We start from the raw sequence: 15,470 nt of genomic DNA on the forward strand, positions 1-15,470 counted from the left end.
TTGTATTATATTATCCTTCTCTCTCGGATAATGTTTTAACAAGGCCTGCAATAATGCCTCCACCCGACTTAAGGGCAGATATAACATTTTTAGCAGGAGATTGAAGTATAGTAACAATCTCTCCGATAACCTCGTCTTTTGATTTAAGGTTTATCAATGCATCAAGTTGGTTATCACCAATGAATACCGCTTCGTGGATGTAAGCACCTTTTAAAAGAGGCTTATCAGACTTTTTACGGAACTCTTTAATAACCTTTGCAGGAGCGTTACCGTTCTCTGCAATCATGATGGAAGTGTTTCCTTTAAGTATTGATGGCAATTCGCCATAGTTATTATCAGAAGACCCCATTGCTTTTTCAAGTAATGTGTTTTTAACAACTTCCAACTTAATGTTTGCTTTAAAGCAAGCTCTTCTTAAGTTTGAAGTAGTTTCTGCATCAAGTCCCGAAATATCAGCAACGTAAACTACGTTTGTCTCAGCCAACTGTGCAGTTAAATCTTCAATAACTCTTGATTTTTCTTCTCTGGTCATAATAAATATTTTTAACTACCAATTATACCGCTTTAGGATCTAAAGCAATAGCCGGACTCATGGTACTAGAAAGGTGAATACTCTTTATATAAGTACCTTTTGCAGCAGTTGGTTTTAATTTTAGCAATGTTTGAATAATTTCGTGGGCATTGTCTGTAATCTTATCAGCATCAAAAGATATCTTTCCGATTCCTGCATGAACAATACCGGTTTTATCAACCTTAAAGTCTATCTTACCGGCTTTAACTTCCTGAACAGCTTTTGCTACATCCATAGTTACAGTACCGGTTTTAGGGTTTGGCATCAAGCCACGAGGACCTAATATTCTACCTAAAGGACCTAATTTACCCATAACGCTTGGCATAGTGATGATTACATCAACATCTGTCCATCCGTCTTTTATCTTTTGTAAATACTCGTCCAAACCTACATAATCAGCTCCTGCAGCAGTAGCCTCAGCCTCTTTATCAGGAGTTACAAGTGCAAGTACTTTTGTATCCTTACCTGTACCGTGTGGTAGTGTAACAACACCTCTTACCATTTGATTCGCTTTTCTTGGATCTACACCCAAACGTACTGCGATATCAACAGACTCATCAAATTTTGCCGAAGCAACCTCTTTAATCAAAGCAGAAGCGTCTTTCAAAGAGTATAATTTGTTCTTCTCAATTTTTGAAGCAGCCTCTTTTTGTTTTTTTGTCAATTTTGCCATTTGTCTTTTGTCTTTTTACGATTAAAAAGGAGCATCTCCTGATACTGTTATCCCCATAGACCTTGCTGTACCGGCAACCATGCTCATTGCGCTCTCTATTGTAAAAGCGTTTAGGTCGGCCATTTTGTCTTCAGCAATACCTTTGATTTGATCCCAAGTAACACTTGCTACTTTTTTACGGTTTGGTTGTCCCGAACCTGACTTTAGCTTGGCAGCCTCCAGCAACTGTATTGCAGCAGGTGGCGTTTTAACGACAAAATCGAAAGATTTGTCTTTATACACAGTAATTTGTACTGGTAAAACTTTGCCGGGTTTATCCTGAGTTCTGGCATTAAATTGCTTACAGAACTCCATGATGTTAACTCCAGCAGCCCCCAAAGCAGGTCCAACCGGTGGCGATGGATTCGCAGCACCTCCCTTAACTTGTAGTTTAACTACTTTACTAATTTCTTTAGCCATTTCTTTAAAAGATTTAGCACATCTTCAATTGGAAGCGAATGATGTGATTTATATATGTAACAAAAAATTATACTTTTTCTACCTGCATAAAGCTAAGTTCTAACGGTGTTTTTCTGCCAAAGATTTTCACCATAACTTCCAGCTTACGCTTTTCTTCATTTATTTTTTCAACAGTACCGTTAAAGCCGTTAAAAGGACCATCTATTACTTTTACGGTTTCACCCATTGTAAATGGTATGGACATTGTATCTGTTTTAACAGATAATTCATCTACTTTGCCTAACATTCTGTTTACTTCGGATTGACGTAAAGGAACGGCATCTCCACCTTTTGTCTCTCCCAGAAAACCAATTACACCTGTAATAGATTTTATGATGTGAGGAATCTCGCCTGTTAAATTAGCCTCAACCATTATATAACCCGGAAAATATACCTTGTCCTTTACTATTTTCTTTCCGTCGCGTACCTGTACTACTTTTTCAGTAGGAACAAGCACCTGCGATATATAGTCTGACATTCCCAGTCTGTTAATTTCCGTTTCAATATAGTTTTTAACTTTATTTTCCTGACCGCTGACCGCTCTTACTACATACCATTTATTCACACTGTTATCAGTCATCTCAAAAAAATTATTTATTTAAAAAACTATAAATATTCGCTACAAGAACCTCGAAACCGCGGTCTATACCAAAAGTCATTAAAGAGAATACTATCGAAAAAACAGCCACAATAATGGTTAGGCGTTGTACTTCTGCCCATTCAGGCCAAGTTACATTAACCTTCAACTCTGTAAATGCCTCTGATATATAATTAGTAACCTTCATTGTATTACGTTTTTTTTTGCACGGGTGGAGAGATTCGAACTCCCATCAACGGTTTTGGAGACCGCTATTCTACCCTTGAACTACACCCGTTTGTTATTAAAAGCCAGCCGATACTTTGGCACCGGATGGCTTTTATTTTATTTATCTAAATCCTGAATTAGTCAAGAATTTCAGTTACCTGACCGGCACCTACTGTACGACCTCCTTCACGGATAGCAAAACGAAGACCTACGCTTAGTGCGATTGGGCTAAGTAGTTGCACCTCGATAGTAAGGTTATCTCCAGGCATAACCATCTCTACTCCTGCAGGAAGAGAAATAGTACCTGTTACGTCAGTTGTACGAACGTAAAACTGAGGACGGTAGTTATTATGGAATGGAGTGTGACGTCCGCCTTCTTCTTTCTTAAGGATATATACCTCTGCTTTGAAATGAGCGTGCGGTTTAACTGATCCCGGTTTGATAATTACCATACCACGACGGATATCTTCTTTTGCAATACCTCTTAAAAGGATACCTGCATTATCTCCTGCCTCACCTCTGTCAAGGATTTGACGGAACATTTCGATACCTGTTATAGTAGAAGTTAGCTTTTCAGCTCCCATACCAATAATTTCAACTGCATCACCTGTATTAGCAATACCTGTTTCGATACGACCTGTAGCAACAGTTCCACGACCAGTAATTGTAAATACATCTTCTACAGGCATAAGGAATGGTTTCTCGATATCACGAGCAGGTAGTTCAATCCAAGTATCAACAGCAGCCATTAATTCTAATACTGTATCAACCCATTTTGGCTCACCGTTAAGTGCTCCAAGAGCTGAACCTTGAATAACCGGTCCGTTATCTCCATCATACTGGTAGAAAGAAAGTAAATCTCTGATTTCCATCTCAACTAGCTCAAGAAGCTCAGCATCATCAACCATATCTACTTTATTCATAAATACAACCATTCTAGGCACACCTACCTGGCGACCTAAAAGGATGTGCTCACGAGTTTGTGGCATAGGACCATCAGTAGCCGCAACTACAAGGATAGCACCGTCCATTTGCGCAGCACCTGTAACCATGTTCTTTACGTAATCCGCGTGACCTGGACAGTCAACGTGAGCGTAGTGACGGTTAGCAGTTGCATACTCTACGTGAGATGTATTAATGGTAATACCCCTTTCTTTTTCTTCAGGAGCATTATCAATTTGATCAAATGATCTTGCTTCAGAAAAACCTGCATCAGCCAAAACTTTAGTAATAGCTGCTGTAAGTGTTGTTTTTCCGTGATCCACGTGTCCAATAGTACCAATATTCAAGTGGGGTTTGGAACGATCAAAAGTTTCCTTTGCCATGATTTAATAATTTAATCTTAGTTATATAATTAGTGTTCAAATTTTTCTAAACTTGAGCCAATGACGGGATTTGAACCCGTGACCTCTTCCTTACCAAGGAAGCACTCTACCCCTGAGCTACACCGGCCTAAATACCTTAAGCTTTCGCTTAAAATTGTGGGGAGAGCAGGATTCGAACCTGCGAAGACATAGTCAGCAGATTTACAGTCTGCCCTCGTTGGCCGCTTGAGTATCTCCCCTTACCTTTATTTTCAGTTGCTTTCAAAAAAAAAATTGAGCCGATGGAGGGACTCGAACCCACGACCTGCTGATTACAAATCAGCTGCTCTAGCCAGCTGAGCTACACCGGCAACTTACAATAAAAAAAGCCCGCTATTTCTAACGGACTGCAAATGTATATAATTTATTCTTTAATCAAAACATTTTTAATGAAATTTTTATCATTAAGCGTTTGCTCTTACTTTCTCTTTTCTCTTTACCAGTAAACGTTCCATAGAGTCGGCTGCAAGTTCTACTGCTTCCTCAAATGTTTTACACTGTTTTTTAACTATAAATTCATTACCGGGTACATTAATTTTTATCTCTGCTATTTTATTCGTTTTAGCGTTAGTATTATCTAACTTAAAAAAAACATCTGAGTAAACAACTTTGTCGTAGTATTTTTCAAGCTTATCTAATCGAGCTTGCACAAAGCCAACCAATTTTCGATCGACATTAAAATTAACCGCATGAACATTTACTTTCATAATCAATACTTATTTATGGTTAAACACTATAAATTATTTCGGTTACGCGGATGCGCCTCCCCATACACTTTTTTAAGTTCAGCCAAACTGCTGTGTGTATAAACTTGGGTAGATGCTAAACTGGCATGACCTAATAATTCTTTTACTGAATTTAGATCGGCTCCGTTATTAAGAAGGTGTGTGGCAAAGGTGTGCCTCAAAATATGAGGACTCTTTTTAACCTTACCGGAGACAACACTAAAGTAACAATTTATTAACCTATAAACAAAAGATTCGCTTAATTTATTTCCACGATTATTTAAAATTAATATTTCGGGGGCTGTTATTGTTTCGAGTTGTTTTCGCTTTTCAAGATATTCCGTTATAAGCTGAGCGGTACACCCCAGCACGGGCAATATGCGCTCTTTATTGCGCTTACCCAATACGCGCAACGTTTTAGTGCCTGAGTCATAACTATTCCATTTAAGCCCTATAAGTTCGGCTCGGCGTATGCCTGTAGTATAAAATAGATCTACAATAAGCCTGTTGCGCACTCCTTCAAAATCATCAGGATATTCTATTTTGTCAACAACATCCTGTAACTCTTTTTCAGAAAAAGGGACTTGCACTTTTTTCTCTGTTTTGAGCGACTTGTGTTGCTGTAATGGATTTACTGTTATTTGCCTGGAACGTAGAAGAAATTTATAAAAGGACTTTAAAGATGATACTTTCCTGTTTACCGATGTATTGGATATATCTTGCTCTACCAGAAAAACTATCCAGCTTCTTATCTGGCTGTAGTTAACAGTTTCGAGCACAGCATCGGTATCATGTTCTTTTATAAATTTTTCGAAAGAGGCAACATCATCACTATATGCCCTGACGGTAAGCAGGGAATAATTTTTTTCCTTCAGCAGGTAGTCGGCATATGCTTGTTTAGAATTGATCATAAAAAAACCGTTACCTGCAAAATTAAACTTTTACAGGTAACGGTTAGTATTATTGATCCTTAAAATTAAGGATTAGTTTTCTTCTGCGTCTCTTAATCCTTGGATATAAGATGCTTTTTGAATTTGAGCCCTTCTTACTACAGATGGTTTCGTAAATTGCTGACGGCTTCTTAGCTGACGTACAACTCCTGTTTTGTCAAACTTTCTTTTATAGCGCTTTAATGCTCTATCTATGTTCTCGCCGTCTTTAATTGGTATAATTAACATATATAACACCTCCTCTCGTTAAGGGTGCAAATATACAAAGCTGTCTTAACCTGGCAAATATTTATTGCATTTATTTTACAGACCATACGGTATAGCTGTTTGGCGGTGCTTGTATTTTAACCCAAGAGTCGCCCTGAGTAGTAGGCTCCCACCCTGAGTTGCCTGTAAAATCTTTAATTACGGTGTTAGACCAGTTAGTATCTACCCAACGCTCCTGCCAGGAGTTACTGATGTTTATATACACAATAAGCCCGGGGCTGCCATTACGGCGTGCCACATACTCATCATTATCTGCATATAGGTAGCTCGTGCCTCCTGATGCTTTATTGTTGTGTATCCATATCAGGTTATTTAGTTTATTTTTATCCAGCCATTCCTCATAATCTCTATAAAAAACACAGGGGTAGCCTTCATGGGTTAATATATAGGCATAGGCTAACAGTTTGTTGTTGTATATCTCATCTGTATCATGGTTTGCCACAAAGGTTACGGCTCTGTATGAGTTACGCTTTAGCAGCATATCGCCATTAAGTTGGGTAAGGTCGTTATTACCAAAAGCATCGCGCATTTTATAGTAACATGCAAAATCAAAAGCACTGGCTTCCGCCTGTCCTGTCCACCAGTCCAGTGTGGCAGCATTACCGTCCCAGTACTCCCCTACGGCAAAACCGCCTGCGGCATTTTTAAAGTTTTTAACTACCCAAGGCTCAAAGCCTTTTACATAATCAAAACGCCAACCGTCGAAACCCATTACATTCTTATAATATTTAGCAATAGAGTTACTGTTATTATAAAGCCAGTTTTGCACATATACTTTATCATGGCACAGGTCGGGGAATCCTCCGAAAGACCCCGAATCATAGGCATGCACATCATTAGGATGGAAATCATAATACGAACGGGTAAATAAGCCTGATGCAGGCTGAAAATCAGTATATGTGCTTCCGCTTGTAAAAGGGTTGTACTGCGATGCCCCGCCACTGTTATGGTTAATAACAATATCGGCTATAACGCTAAGGTCGTTATTATGAGCCGTACTGATTAACGACTGGATTTCGCTAAGCGAGCCGAAACGGGTTTCGGTGCTGCCCATTTGGTTATAACTCCCAAAATCATAATAATCAAAAGGGTCATATCCCATAGAGAACGGACCATTTTGTGCTTTGGTAGCAGGCGGTAGCCAAATAGCATCAATACCGGCACTTGCCCACGAGGGGACTTTACCGGAAACGGTGTTCCACCAGGTACCTCCGGCGGGTACATCCCAATAAAAAGCCTGCATCATTACCTTTGATCCGATAGAGCGACCTGCGGTTTCAGGTTGTGAAGTTTCAGAAGGTAATTTGTTTTGTTGTTCGCCCTCATAAAGGGCATCTGAATCTTTACTGCACCCCGATAACAATAGGGCTGCGATAAGCATTGTAAATATACATTTCATAATTAATAATGTTTTAGTTTATGAAATATATAAAATAATAACATAAAAATTAACACATTACAAAAACAAGCAAAACTATAACGTTGTAATGTTAATAACTTGTAAAAAAAAGAGCAACTTAATATAAGTTGCTCTTTTTCAGTTATTTAATTTTTAAATATCCTATTCTTTTAATAGATTACGGGATATAACCAGTTTCTGTATCTCTGTAGTACCTTCGCCTATGGTACATAGTTTAGAGTCTCTGTAAAATTTCTCAACAGGGTAATCTTTGGTATAACCATATCCGCCATGTATTTGTACCGCTTCATTAGAAACACGTACACATACTTCAGACGAATACATTTTACTCATTGCTCCTGCAACGGTCATTTTCCTGTTGTTATTTTTAAGATAAGCTGCTTTGTGCAACAGTAGCTCTGAAGCTTCTATTTCGGTAGCCATATCGGCAAGTTTAAAAGCAATCCCTTGGAAGTTGCTTATGGGCTGCCCAAACTGGTAACGTTCTTTAGAATATTTCAGGGATGCTTCATAAGCTCCTTTGGCAATACCTAATGACAAGGCCCCGATAGAGATACGACCGCCATCTAATATTTTCATTGCTTGTATAAAACCATCGCCTACTTCGCCAAGCCTGTTAGCATCAGGAATACGGCAATTATCAAATATAAGCTCGGCTGTTTCGCTGGCGCGCATACCCAGTTTATCTTCTTTTTTACCGCTGGTAAAGCCTTCCATACCCTTCTCGAAAACAAAAGCAGTCATTCCGCGAGAGTCTCCTTTTTCGCCTGTACGAACTATAACTACTGCAACATCTCCTGATTTTGCATGTGTTATAAAGTTTTTAGCTCCGTTTACTATCCAGTGGTCGCCATCTTTTACAGCGGTAGTGTTCATTCCTCCTGCATCAGATCCTGTGTTGTGCTCTGTTAACCCCCAAGCGCCAATATGTTCGGCTGTAGCCAATTTAGGTATCCATTTCTTTTTTTGTTCTTCGTTACCAAAAGTAAGAATATGGTTAGTGCAAAGGGAGTTGTGTGCCGCAACCGATAGTCCGATAGACGGATCTACTTTTGATATTTCTTCTACTATAGTAATATATTCATGGTAGCCTAAGCCCGAACCGCCTAATTCTTCCGGAACAAGAACTCCCATAAAGCCCATTTCGCCTAATTTTTTGAATAAATCTACGGGAAAATACTGAGTATCATCCCACTCTCTCATAAATGGACGGATGTGCTGTTCTGCAAAATCCCTGATTGACTGTGCAATCATTGCCTGTGTTTCGCTATAATCGAAGTTCATTTTCTGATTGTTATTTTAGAATTCCAAATATAAGGCAATTATTTTTTCTTTTTCAACAGGAAAACCATTAATTTTTGTTAATTCTTCAATATTATTAATCTTTCCCTGCGCCTCTCTTTTGGCAATGATATTGGCTGCAATGGTTTTATCAAAGTAAGGAAAAGAACTTAGTTTATTTAAGGATGCCGTATTAATATTTATGGTAATAACTTGTGGCTGCCCCATAACGGCAAAGCGCTTTTTAAGCTCATTGTTAGTACCGGGAGAGTAGTCCCTGAAATCGAAATCGTCCATTTGCTCCATACTCACGTATGCCCCAAGCTGTTCTCTTCGTTCTAATATCCGTTTTGAATATACAGGACCAATACCGTAAATAGCCGTTAGCTGGTCGGCGGTAGCTTTATTAATATCCAGTACTGTTGCGTTATTTTTGTTATTAACCCAATCAGGAAACTTAAAGTATGGCGATATGGCTTTTAGTAAACTATCGGATACTTTTGTGACTGCCTGAAATTCTTCGGCACTATTTACATACTTATTTTTTGACCTGAAATCCCTAATACGTTGTAACTCTTTTGGCGATAAGCCTATGAGTTGTGCTTTATAGTCGGATATATAATTAGGATTAAAAGGGTAAATTTCTACAGTTTTATTTTGCCTTTCTGTTACCCAATCGGGGAATTTAAAATAAGGTGCTATCTTTTTTAAGCGGCTGTCAGATATTCTTGTAACCTCCTGAAAATCTCTAGCACTATTTATATATTTATTCGTTTTCCGAAATTTGCGAATGCGTGCCAATTCTTGTTTTGATAACCCTATAAGCTTTGCTTTATAATCTGATATATAGTTTGGGTTAAAAGGGTAAATCTTAGTATTCTTACTGCCCTTTTTGTTTTTAACCCAACTGGGGAATTTGAAATAAGGCGCTATGCTCTCTAAAAGACTATCCGATACTTTTGTGACTTCCTGAAATTCCTCAGCACTGTTTACATACTTTTTTGTTTCGCGAAACTTATGCAGCCTATCTATTTCGGCACTACTCATGCCTAATACATAACCTTTATAATCGGTAATATAATTAGGGTTAAAAGGGTATATTTTATATGCTGACTTTGCCTGTCGGGCTTTCAGGGTGTCAATTTCAGTTTGCAAGGCAAGCCACTCTTGTTGCTCGGCAGACTGCTCGGTCTCATTTTGCCAGTTGCGGGAAGTAACAACAAAATAAGCAACTTGTGCAATAATGATAAGGAGTAACAATGCTACAATGCCTTTTCGCTGCCCTTTGGTATAATGAAAGAAAAAACGGAATGGCTGCATTGCGGTATATTTTTATAAATCGAATACTGAGCTTCGTTTTGTATAAACCATATCTTTAAGTCGCAGCCAAAAAGCCAGTGTAAGATATACGCCAAACCAGAGCCCTACGGTTACAAACGATATATAGATGAAAAACAAACGTACATTGGTAGCCCGCATACCCAATCTGTCGGCAAGGCGCGATGACACGTGAAAGCCGTTGCGCTCAAAAAAATGACGTATTTTGGTTACTAATGACATTGTTTGGTTTTATTCTATAAATTAAGTTCTCAAATTTACACAATCCTGTTTAGGGTACATCAAAAAAATTACTTTTTCAGCAATTCCAGCCCTATACCGCATTGCATACAGCGTTTGTGGTTACAGTATTCATTTTTAAGCTGTAATAAAGCCTGTGTATCATAAGCGGAAGTAACGGGCATTTTAAACTGCCTGAATTTCTCTATAATCGAATTCTTTTCAGGGGGCAGTTGTTGCAGTAATTGCAACAGTTCTTCGCTCGTTTCCTCTCCCCTGCTTTTGGCATAGGCAAATCTAAACGGGATTATGGTGTTTATAATAACAAGGTCGATAAACGATTTGGTAAGTGCTTTTCGTTTTTTCGGGCTTGCTTTATCAAACGTATAATGGGTTTGCCAATAAGGCGATACCATTACCGAAAATATTTTATAAATATCCTCTATCGAGTTAGAAGCTATAATTTTTGAAAACAGGTTTTGATGGTTATGATACAGTTGTGCCAACTGCGAAAGGCGAATAGTGGGGAAATTGTCCGGGCGATGCCTAAAAAATTCCGGCTTATTGATGTGTGCCGGTTCCAAACGATGTTTAGTAATTATATAGCTGTATCTTGCCATGAGGTCTTTCGGGTAAACATCTTCATACTTCTCATCCAGAAGTCCTGCCCTGCCCAATAGCAACGCCTCTATATTTTCGGCTTCAAAACTTTCTTTACGCACTACGCTAAAAGGCAATGATTTTGCAAGAGCATAAAATGTTTCCCCGTTAGTATTCAGCCCAAAGTTTTTAGCAAGGAAACAAAACAGCACCGCCTCCCAGTCGCCATTGGTTGCCGCCGCAAGTTGCAATATGGGTAATGCTTTACGTTCTAACCTTTCAAAAAACAAACGCTCTTTCCAGTTTTCCAATACAAAACTATTCAGCGTTTCGAGTTCCTTTTCGCAATAAATCCAGGTTTTAGCAGATATGAGTGCATTGTAATTATTGAGTACGGGAGCTTCTACATAATTTTTTAATTCTAAAACAGGTATCTCGGTAGCATCGCTACGCATTACCTCTGTATCATGTTCCCACACTACGTGTAGTATTACGTTATCATAAGCAGCATCACGCTCATGGCTGTGCAAATACCAGTCGGACGACTTGATGTGTATCTCTACATTGCCCGCCCAAGTCTGTTCGCCAATGCGCAATTGTGCATTAAAAAAATCAGGCCCTGATTGTTGCAGGTATTGCCCTGAGTTGATAATCTCTATAGGTTCGCCCTGTACAGTGGTTAAGTGCTGTATGTTGAATTTTTTAAACTGCCAGATGTGGTGTAGAAAGTCTTCTTTCATTTTGCTGTCGGATTGCAGCTAAAATAAAAAAATTTATAAAACAAGACAGAAATTTATAACCGTAATTGCATTTGATTATTATGCAGCATATACAACTTGGCACACGCCCGCGCATCTGATAATGCCTCGTGGTGGTTTAAGGCTATACCATGCCTGTCGCTGCACGCTTTCAGGTTGGCAGGCTTGTAGCCCTTAGCACGGTATATACGGCAGGTACATTCCCATCTGTCAGCTATTTCAAGTTCATCATAATACAAACCATACCAACGCATGGTTTTGGCGAGTACATTTCGGTCAAAAGCTTCATTATGGGCTACAAGCTTCCTCCCGAACAAACGCTTGTGAATTTCCGGATATAAATCGTCAAACATGGGTTTATCCAATGTTTCAACAGGTTTTATGCCATGTACCATTATATTCCTGTACCAGTATTCATTATCGGGTGGCTGAATAAGGGTGTAGTACTCCTCTGTAATAATGCCGTCATTTACGGTTACTATACCTACAGCGCAGGCACTGTGCGGATGCCCTGTTGCAGTTTCGAAATCTATAGCTGTAAAATTCATCTAAACAAAAAAAGAGCCTTTTCGGCTCTTTAAATATAAGGAATTATTATTTATTTGATAGCACCGATAATATCGTGTTTGGTAATAATGTGGTGTTTACCATCACCTAAATCTACCAATACTGCCTGATTATCTTTGTTTATCAGTTTTGATACTTCATCGATAGAAGCATTGGCATTTACTATAGGGTATGGTGCGCCCATTATATCTTTTATCGGTTTTTCGGCAATGTCTTTATCCTCTACATAGCTCCTGAACAGATCGGTTTCGTCTATCGACCCTACAAAGCCTGTGGTATCTATAACCGGAATTTGTGATATTTTATATTTACGCAGGCGTTCTATAGCATGCGATACTAATTCTTCCGTGCGCACCACTACCAATGGTTTATCAGCATGGTCTTTAATAAGGTCTTGCGCTTTAGTAATCTCTTCATCAAGAAAGCCACGCTCACGCATCCAGTCATCATTAAACATTTTGCCCACATAACGGCTACCGCTATCGTGGAATAATACCACAACTACATCATCAGGTTTAAAATGGTCTTTTAGTTGTAATAAACCTTTTACGGCTGCCCCGGCAGAGTTACCTACAAAGATGCCTTCTTCCAATGCCAGCCTGCGTGTATATACGGCAGCATCTTTATCAGTTACTTTAGTAAAGCCGTCTATCAACGAAAAGTCAACATTTTTAGGCAATATATCCTCACCAATACCTTCGGTTATATAGGAGTAAATTTCATTTTCGTCGAAAATACCTGTTTCATGATATTTTTTAAATACCGAACCATACGTATCTATACCCCATATTTTGATATTAGGGTTTTTCTCTTTCAGGTACTTTGCAACGCCTGATATGGTTCCGCCTGTACCTACGCCTACTACAAAATGCGTTATTTTGCCTTCGGTTTGTTCCCAAATTTCGGGACCTGTCTGCTCGTAGTGGGCTATAGCGTTAGATGGGTTATCATATTGGTTTACATACCAAGCGTTCGGCGTTTCTGTAGCCAAACGTTTTGATACGGAATAGTACGAACGCGGGTCGGTAGGCTCTACATCGGTTGGGCACACCACAACCTTAGCTCCTACTGCCCTTAATATATCCATTTTTTCTTTTGACTGCTTGTCGGAAATTACGCAAATAAGTTTATAGCCTTTTACAATAGCGGTGAGTGCAAGCCCCATACCGGTATTGCCCGATGTACCTTCTATAATAGTTCCGCCGGGTTGTAGCCTGCCATCAGCCTCTGCATCTTCTATCATTTTAACCGCCATCCTGTCTTTAACAGAGTTACCGGGATTAAAAGTTTCTACTTTTGCCAATACCAAAGCCTCTACATCCTGTGTAACTTTATTAAGTTGTACAAGGGGTGTGTTACCTATGGTTTCCAGTATATTTTTTGCGTATTTCATTTGTAACCTTTATTGTCTTTATAAATAATTGTGCAAAGATATTATATCTTGTGTAAAGAAAATAGTTAATTGATACTCCTTAACGCTTAGGTAAAGAAATCCCATATTACACCGAACCTGATTGTAAAATCGCGATAAGGCTGGTTGGGTGCAGCATAATAGTCATAACCTGTAAAGTTTGAATTAAAATGTTCTGCTTTAAAAAACACTCTGAAGGTTTGTATTTTAGCATTGATAAAGAAGTCGATTAACGGGTAATCGCCTATCTTCTTTTTTTCCTGTATGTAAAATTCGCCGATAAGCGGGTTATAATCATTAGCATAATAGGATGTAAAGTACTGAAATGTAAAACCTGTTTGCAGGTACAGTGCCTTTTTAAAAAAATGATCGGAAAAATATAACGTATTCCTTGTCACAAACTCCGGCACATTCAATATCTTATGTGACTGATCGACTTGCTGGTACAACACGGTGTTATCTAAAGCCAGCTTCCAAAACTTAAATTCTTTATTTACTTTTAAGGATAAATAGTTAATAGTATTATCATATTGTTCAGGCTTAACCAAAAGGCTATCAATATCTGCAGGATTGGTATTATCGGCTTCGTTAAAAAAGTACAAATGATCTTTAAGAATACTGTACTGTAGTGATGCTGATACCCATTTTGTTTTTGCTTCTACTTCAAAATTATTTATTTTTTCATTTTTTAAATCCTTTTCATACCAATTATAGTTTTCGTAATCACTTTGAAAAAGCCTGAAATTAAGATTAGGCAGCTTGTTCATGTTTTGATAGCGTAACGAAACACTGTTTTTTTCATCAAAAGTATATCGTGCTGATGCATCGATATTTGCTAATGACTGGTCGGTAATCGAATTGGATAGTAAAACACTCCCTTTCCACTTATCTTTTTGGTAGCTGTAGCGAGCGCCATAGGTGTTAATCCTATCACTTAATGAATTGGGTATTGCAATTCCACCTTCAGGGTTAAGAACAATACTATTGTAGTAATAGTTATAGTTATAATCTTCTATATAAAACTCAATATCGCCTATTGTTTTATTAGAATAAGCCGCTCCAAACATATTATACATTCTGTTATATCTGGTTTTATCATAAATAGATGATGTAAGTGCGCGCCCAAAACGAGCGGATGGAGTTGGTTGCGTATATTCAAAAAGCTTATGCTCATAATTGAATCTATGGTGCAGCACTATACTGTTAGGATTACTTTTATTAAGCCGGAAAGTATGATCTATAAAATAACGATTCCCTTTTAGTAATGAGTAGGCATCATTAAAGTAGACTTCCAGCCGAGCACGCTCGTCAAAAGGAGGCTCACTACTTTCAAAATCTGCTGTATTTACAATACCTCCGTTTTCCTGATTGGAAAAATCCTGTGCCGTCATATGCAGTTTAAGTATATAACGCCTGTCAGTAGTATTATAACTGGTAATGAGCCTGAAATTTCCGTTACTGGATAACGAGTTGATATATTTGCCAATAGAACGCAAGCCTTTATAGCCAACAGTAAGGTTTAAATTATCAGATGTATTTACGGTAACAGAAGCATCGAGTATTTGCCCCTGCTCTAAAACCGAACGATAAAACAAATCTGTAAAGGGAGTAGCTACATGATAGTAGTTTATGTCTTCAACCTCCATGTAGGCAAAATGCTTTGCTCTAAAACCAAATTCCGGAAAAGGGGTATAGTCATTCAAGCCATAATCAAGCGTATTGTAAGTTTGCCCAATATTATGGAATGGCAATAACCCGAAAATATCCTTACAAAGGTAATTCTCGGCATATTCGTTTTGTATTGTTAATGAGGTATCAACATAAGTAGTATCCCGCTCAATACTAATAATTTTATACATATCAATAGTAGCAATACTATCCGAAACTGTTGGAACTGCAGTTGTCCTATTATTACGAGATACACTGGTGGTATCTTTAGCCCTTAGGGAGTCCCTTTTTTGTAATACCTGGCTAAAGACCATAAAGGGCAGAAAAAAGAAAAAACAACCTAAAATAAACTTCT

17 protein-coding genes and 4 tRNA genes are annotated in these 15,470 nt (G+C 38.4%); all 21 read right to left on the reverse strand.

What is annotated here, in order from left to right:
- Positions 1–10: 10 nt before the first annotated feature.
- The gene (rplJ, locus tag E0W68_RS04020) at positions 11–532 is read right to left on the reverse strand and encodes a 50S ribosomal protein L10 (protein WP_135218125.1); all 522 of its coding nucleotides are present in this window, start codon (positions 530–532) and stop codon (positions 11–13) included.
- A gap of 22 nt (positions 533–554) precedes the next feature.
- On the reverse strand, positions 555–1,244 hold the full coding sequence (gene rplA / locus E0W68_RS04025) for a 50S ribosomal protein L1 (RefSeq protein ID WP_135218126.1): 690 nt from the start codon (positions 1,242–1,244) through the stop codon (positions 555–557).
- A gap of 21 nt (positions 1,245–1,265) precedes the next feature.
- On the reverse strand, positions 1,266–1,703 hold the full coding sequence (rplK, locus tag E0W68_RS04030; RefSeq protein ID WP_135218127.1) for a 50S ribosomal protein L11: 438 nt from the start codon (positions 1,701–1,703) through the stop codon (positions 1,266–1,268).
- Positions 1,704–1,770: 67 nt separating this feature from the next.
- The gene (gene nusG / locus E0W68_RS04035; protein ID WP_135218128.1) at positions 1,771–2,322 is read right to left on the reverse strand and encodes a transcription termination/antitermination protein NusG; all 552 of its coding nucleotides are present in this window, start codon (positions 2,320–2,322) and stop codon (positions 1,771–1,773) included.
- Between the two features lie 10 nt (positions 2,323–2,332).
- A complete protein-coding gene (secE, locus tag E0W68_RS04040) occupies positions 2,333–2,527 on the reverse strand; it encodes a preprotein translocase subunit SecE (protein ID WP_135218129.1) in 195 nt (64 codons plus the stop codon).
- 19 nt (positions 2,528–2,546) lie between these two features.
- Positions 2,547–2,617 (reverse strand) — tRNA-Trp (locus E0W68_RS04045).
- A gap of 67 nt (positions 2,618–2,684) precedes the next feature.
- A complete protein-coding gene (gene tuf, locus E0W68_RS04050; protein WP_135218130.1) occupies positions 2,685–3,872 on the reverse strand; it encodes an elongation factor Tu in 1,188 nt (395 codons plus the stop codon).
- 55 nt (positions 3,873–3,927) lie between these two features.
- Positions 3,928–3,999, reverse strand: a tRNA-Thr gene (locus E0W68_RS04055).
- Positions 4,000–4,029: 30 nt separating this feature from the next.
- Positions 4,030–4,111 (reverse strand) — tRNA-Tyr (locus E0W68_RS04060).
- Between the two features lie 37 nt (positions 4,112–4,148).
- Positions 4,149–4,222 (reverse strand) — tRNA-Thr (locus E0W68_RS04065).
- Positions 4,223–4,315: 93 nt separating this feature from the next.
- Positions 4,316–4,618, reverse strand: a complete 303-nt coding sequence (hpf, locus tag E0W68_RS04070; RefSeq protein WP_135218131.1) for a ribosome hibernation-promoting factor, HPF/YfiA family — start codon at positions 4,616–4,618, stop codon at positions 4,316–4,318.
- 26 nt (positions 4,619–4,644) lie between these two features.
- The gene (locus E0W68_RS04075) at positions 4,645–5,547 is read right to left on the reverse strand and encodes a tyrosine-type recombinase/integrase (protein WP_135218132.1); all 903 of its coding nucleotides are present in this window, start codon (positions 5,545–5,547) and stop codon (positions 4,645–4,647) included.
- Between the two features lie 72 nt (positions 5,548–5,619).
- A complete protein-coding gene (gene rpsU / locus E0W68_RS04080) occupies positions 5,620–5,814 on the reverse strand; it encodes a 30S ribosomal protein S21 (protein WP_135218133.1) in 195 nt (64 codons plus the stop codon).
- A 70-nt stretch (positions 5,815–5,884) separates the two neighbouring features.
- A complete protein-coding gene (locus E0W68_RS04085) occupies positions 5,885–7,252 on the reverse strand; it encodes an alpha-amylase (protein WP_135218134.1) in 1,368 nt (455 codons plus the stop codon).
- A 162-nt stretch (positions 7,253–7,414) separates the two neighbouring features.
- The gene (locus E0W68_RS04090) at positions 7,415–8,557 is read right to left on the reverse strand and encodes an acyl-CoA dehydrogenase family protein (protein ID WP_135218135.1); all 1,143 of its coding nucleotides are present in this window, start codon (positions 8,555–8,557) and stop codon (positions 7,415–7,417) included.
- A gap of 15 nt (positions 8,558–8,572) precedes the next feature.
- Positions 8,573–9,874, reverse strand: a complete 1,302-nt coding sequence (locus E0W68_RS04095) for a helix-hairpin-helix domain-containing protein (protein WP_135218136.1) — start codon at positions 9,872–9,874, stop codon at positions 8,573–8,575.
- 12 nt (positions 9,875–9,886) lie between these two features.
- Complete coding sequence (locus E0W68_RS04100) at positions 9,887–10,114, reverse strand: PspC domain-containing protein (RefSeq protein WP_135218137.1); 228 nt, start codon at positions 10,112–10,114, stop codon at positions 9,887–9,889.
- 68 nt (positions 10,115–10,182) lie between these two features.
- Positions 10,183–11,451: a DUF2851 family protein gene (locus tag E0W68_RS04105; protein WP_135218138.1), complete on the reverse strand. Its 1,269-nt coding sequence runs from the start codon at positions 11,449–11,451 to the stop codon at positions 10,183–10,185.
- 53 nt (positions 11,452–11,504) lie between these two features.
- The gene (locus tag E0W68_RS04110) at positions 11,505–12,017 is read right to left on the reverse strand and encodes a 3'-5' exonuclease (RefSeq protein WP_135218139.1); all 513 of its coding nucleotides are present in this window, start codon (positions 12,015–12,017) and stop codon (positions 11,505–11,507) included.
- Positions 12,018–12,067: 50 nt separating this feature from the next.
- Positions 12,068–13,429 carry a pyridoxal-phosphate dependent enzyme gene (locus E0W68_RS04115; RefSeq protein ID WP_135218140.1) on the reverse strand — a complete coding sequence of 454 codons (1,362 nt, stop codon included), beginning with the start codon at positions 13,427–13,429 and terminating at the stop codon, positions 12,068–12,070.
- A gap of 86 nt (positions 13,430–13,515) precedes the next feature.
- The gene (locus E0W68_RS04120) at positions 13,516–15,306 is read right to left on the reverse strand and encodes a putative porin (protein ID WP_225990327.1); all 1,791 of its coding nucleotides are present in this window, start codon (positions 15,304–15,306) and stop codon (positions 13,516–13,518) included.
- Between the last annotated feature and the right edge of the window lie 164 nt (positions 15,307–15,470).

This window comes from Flavobacterium salilacus subsp. salilacus (assembly GCF_004634195.1).
GTDB classification, from domain to species: domain Bacteria; phylum Bacteroidota; class Bacteroidia; order Flavobacteriales; family Flavobacteriaceae; genus Flavobacterium; species Flavobacterium salilacus.

Excerpts from the sequence above, each read along its gene's own strand:
- rplJ (WP_135218125.1), bottom strand. The coding sequence starts at position 532 with ATGACCAGAGAAGAAAAATCAAGAGTTATTGAAGATTTAACTGCACAG.
- rplA (WP_135218126.1), bottom strand. The coding sequence starts at position 1,244 with ATGGCAAAATTGACAAAAAAACAAAAAGAGGCTGCTTCAAAAATTGAG.
- rplK (WP_135218127.1), bottom strand. The coding sequence starts at position 1,703 with ATGGCTAAAGAAATTAGTAAAGTAGTTAAACTACAAGTTAAGGGAGGT.
- nusG (WP_135218128.1), bottom strand. The coding sequence starts at position 2,322 with ATGACTGATAACAGTGTGAATAAATGGTATGTAGTAAGAGCGGTCAGC.
- secE (WP_135218129.1), bottom strand. The coding sequence starts at position 2,527 with ATGAAGGTTACTAATTATATATCAGAGGCATTTACAGAGTTGAAGGTT.
- tuf (WP_135218130.1), bottom strand. The coding sequence starts at position 3,872 with ATGGCAAAGGAAACTTTTGATCGTTCCAAACCCCACTTGAATATTGGT.
- hpf (WP_135218131.1), bottom strand. The coding sequence starts at position 4,618 with ATGAAAGTAAATGTTCATGCGGTTAATTTTAATGTCGATCGAAAATTG.
- E0W68_RS04075 (WP_135218132.1), bottom strand. The coding sequence starts at position 5,547 with ATGATCAATTCTAAACAAGCATATGCCGACTACCTGCTGAAGGAAAAA.
- rpsU (WP_135218133.1), bottom strand. The coding sequence starts at position 5,814 with ATGTTAATTATACCAATTAAAGACGGCGAGAACATAGATAGAGCATTA.
- E0W68_RS04085 (WP_135218134.1), bottom strand. The coding sequence starts at position 7,252 with ATGAAATGTATATTTACAATGCTTATCGCAGCCCTATTGTTATCGGGG.
- E0W68_RS04090 (WP_135218135.1), bottom strand. The coding sequence starts at position 8,557 with ATGAACTTCGATTATAGCGAAACACAGGCAATGATTGCACAGTCAATC.
- E0W68_RS04095 (WP_135218136.1), bottom strand. The coding sequence starts at position 9,874 with ATGCAGCCATTCCGTTTTTTCTTTCATTATACCAAAGGGCAGCGAAAA.
- E0W68_RS04100 (WP_135218137.1), bottom strand. The coding sequence starts at position 10,114 with ATGTCATTAGTAACCAAAATACGTCATTTTTTTGAGCGCAACGGCTTT.
- E0W68_RS04105 (WP_135218138.1), bottom strand. The coding sequence starts at position 11,451 with ATGAAAGAAGACTTTCTACACCACATCTGGCAGTTTAAAAAATTCAAC.
- E0W68_RS04110 (WP_135218139.1), bottom strand. The coding sequence starts at position 12,017 with ATGAATTTTACAGCTATAGATTTCGAAACTGCAACAGGGCATCCGCAC.
- E0W68_RS04115 (WP_135218140.1), bottom strand. The coding sequence starts at position 13,429 with ATGAAATACGCAAAAAATATACTGGAAACCATAGGTAACACACCCCTT.
- E0W68_RS04120 (WP_225990327.1), bottom strand. The coding sequence starts at position 15,306 with ATGTATAAAATTATTAGTATTGAGCGGGATACTACTTATGTTGATACC.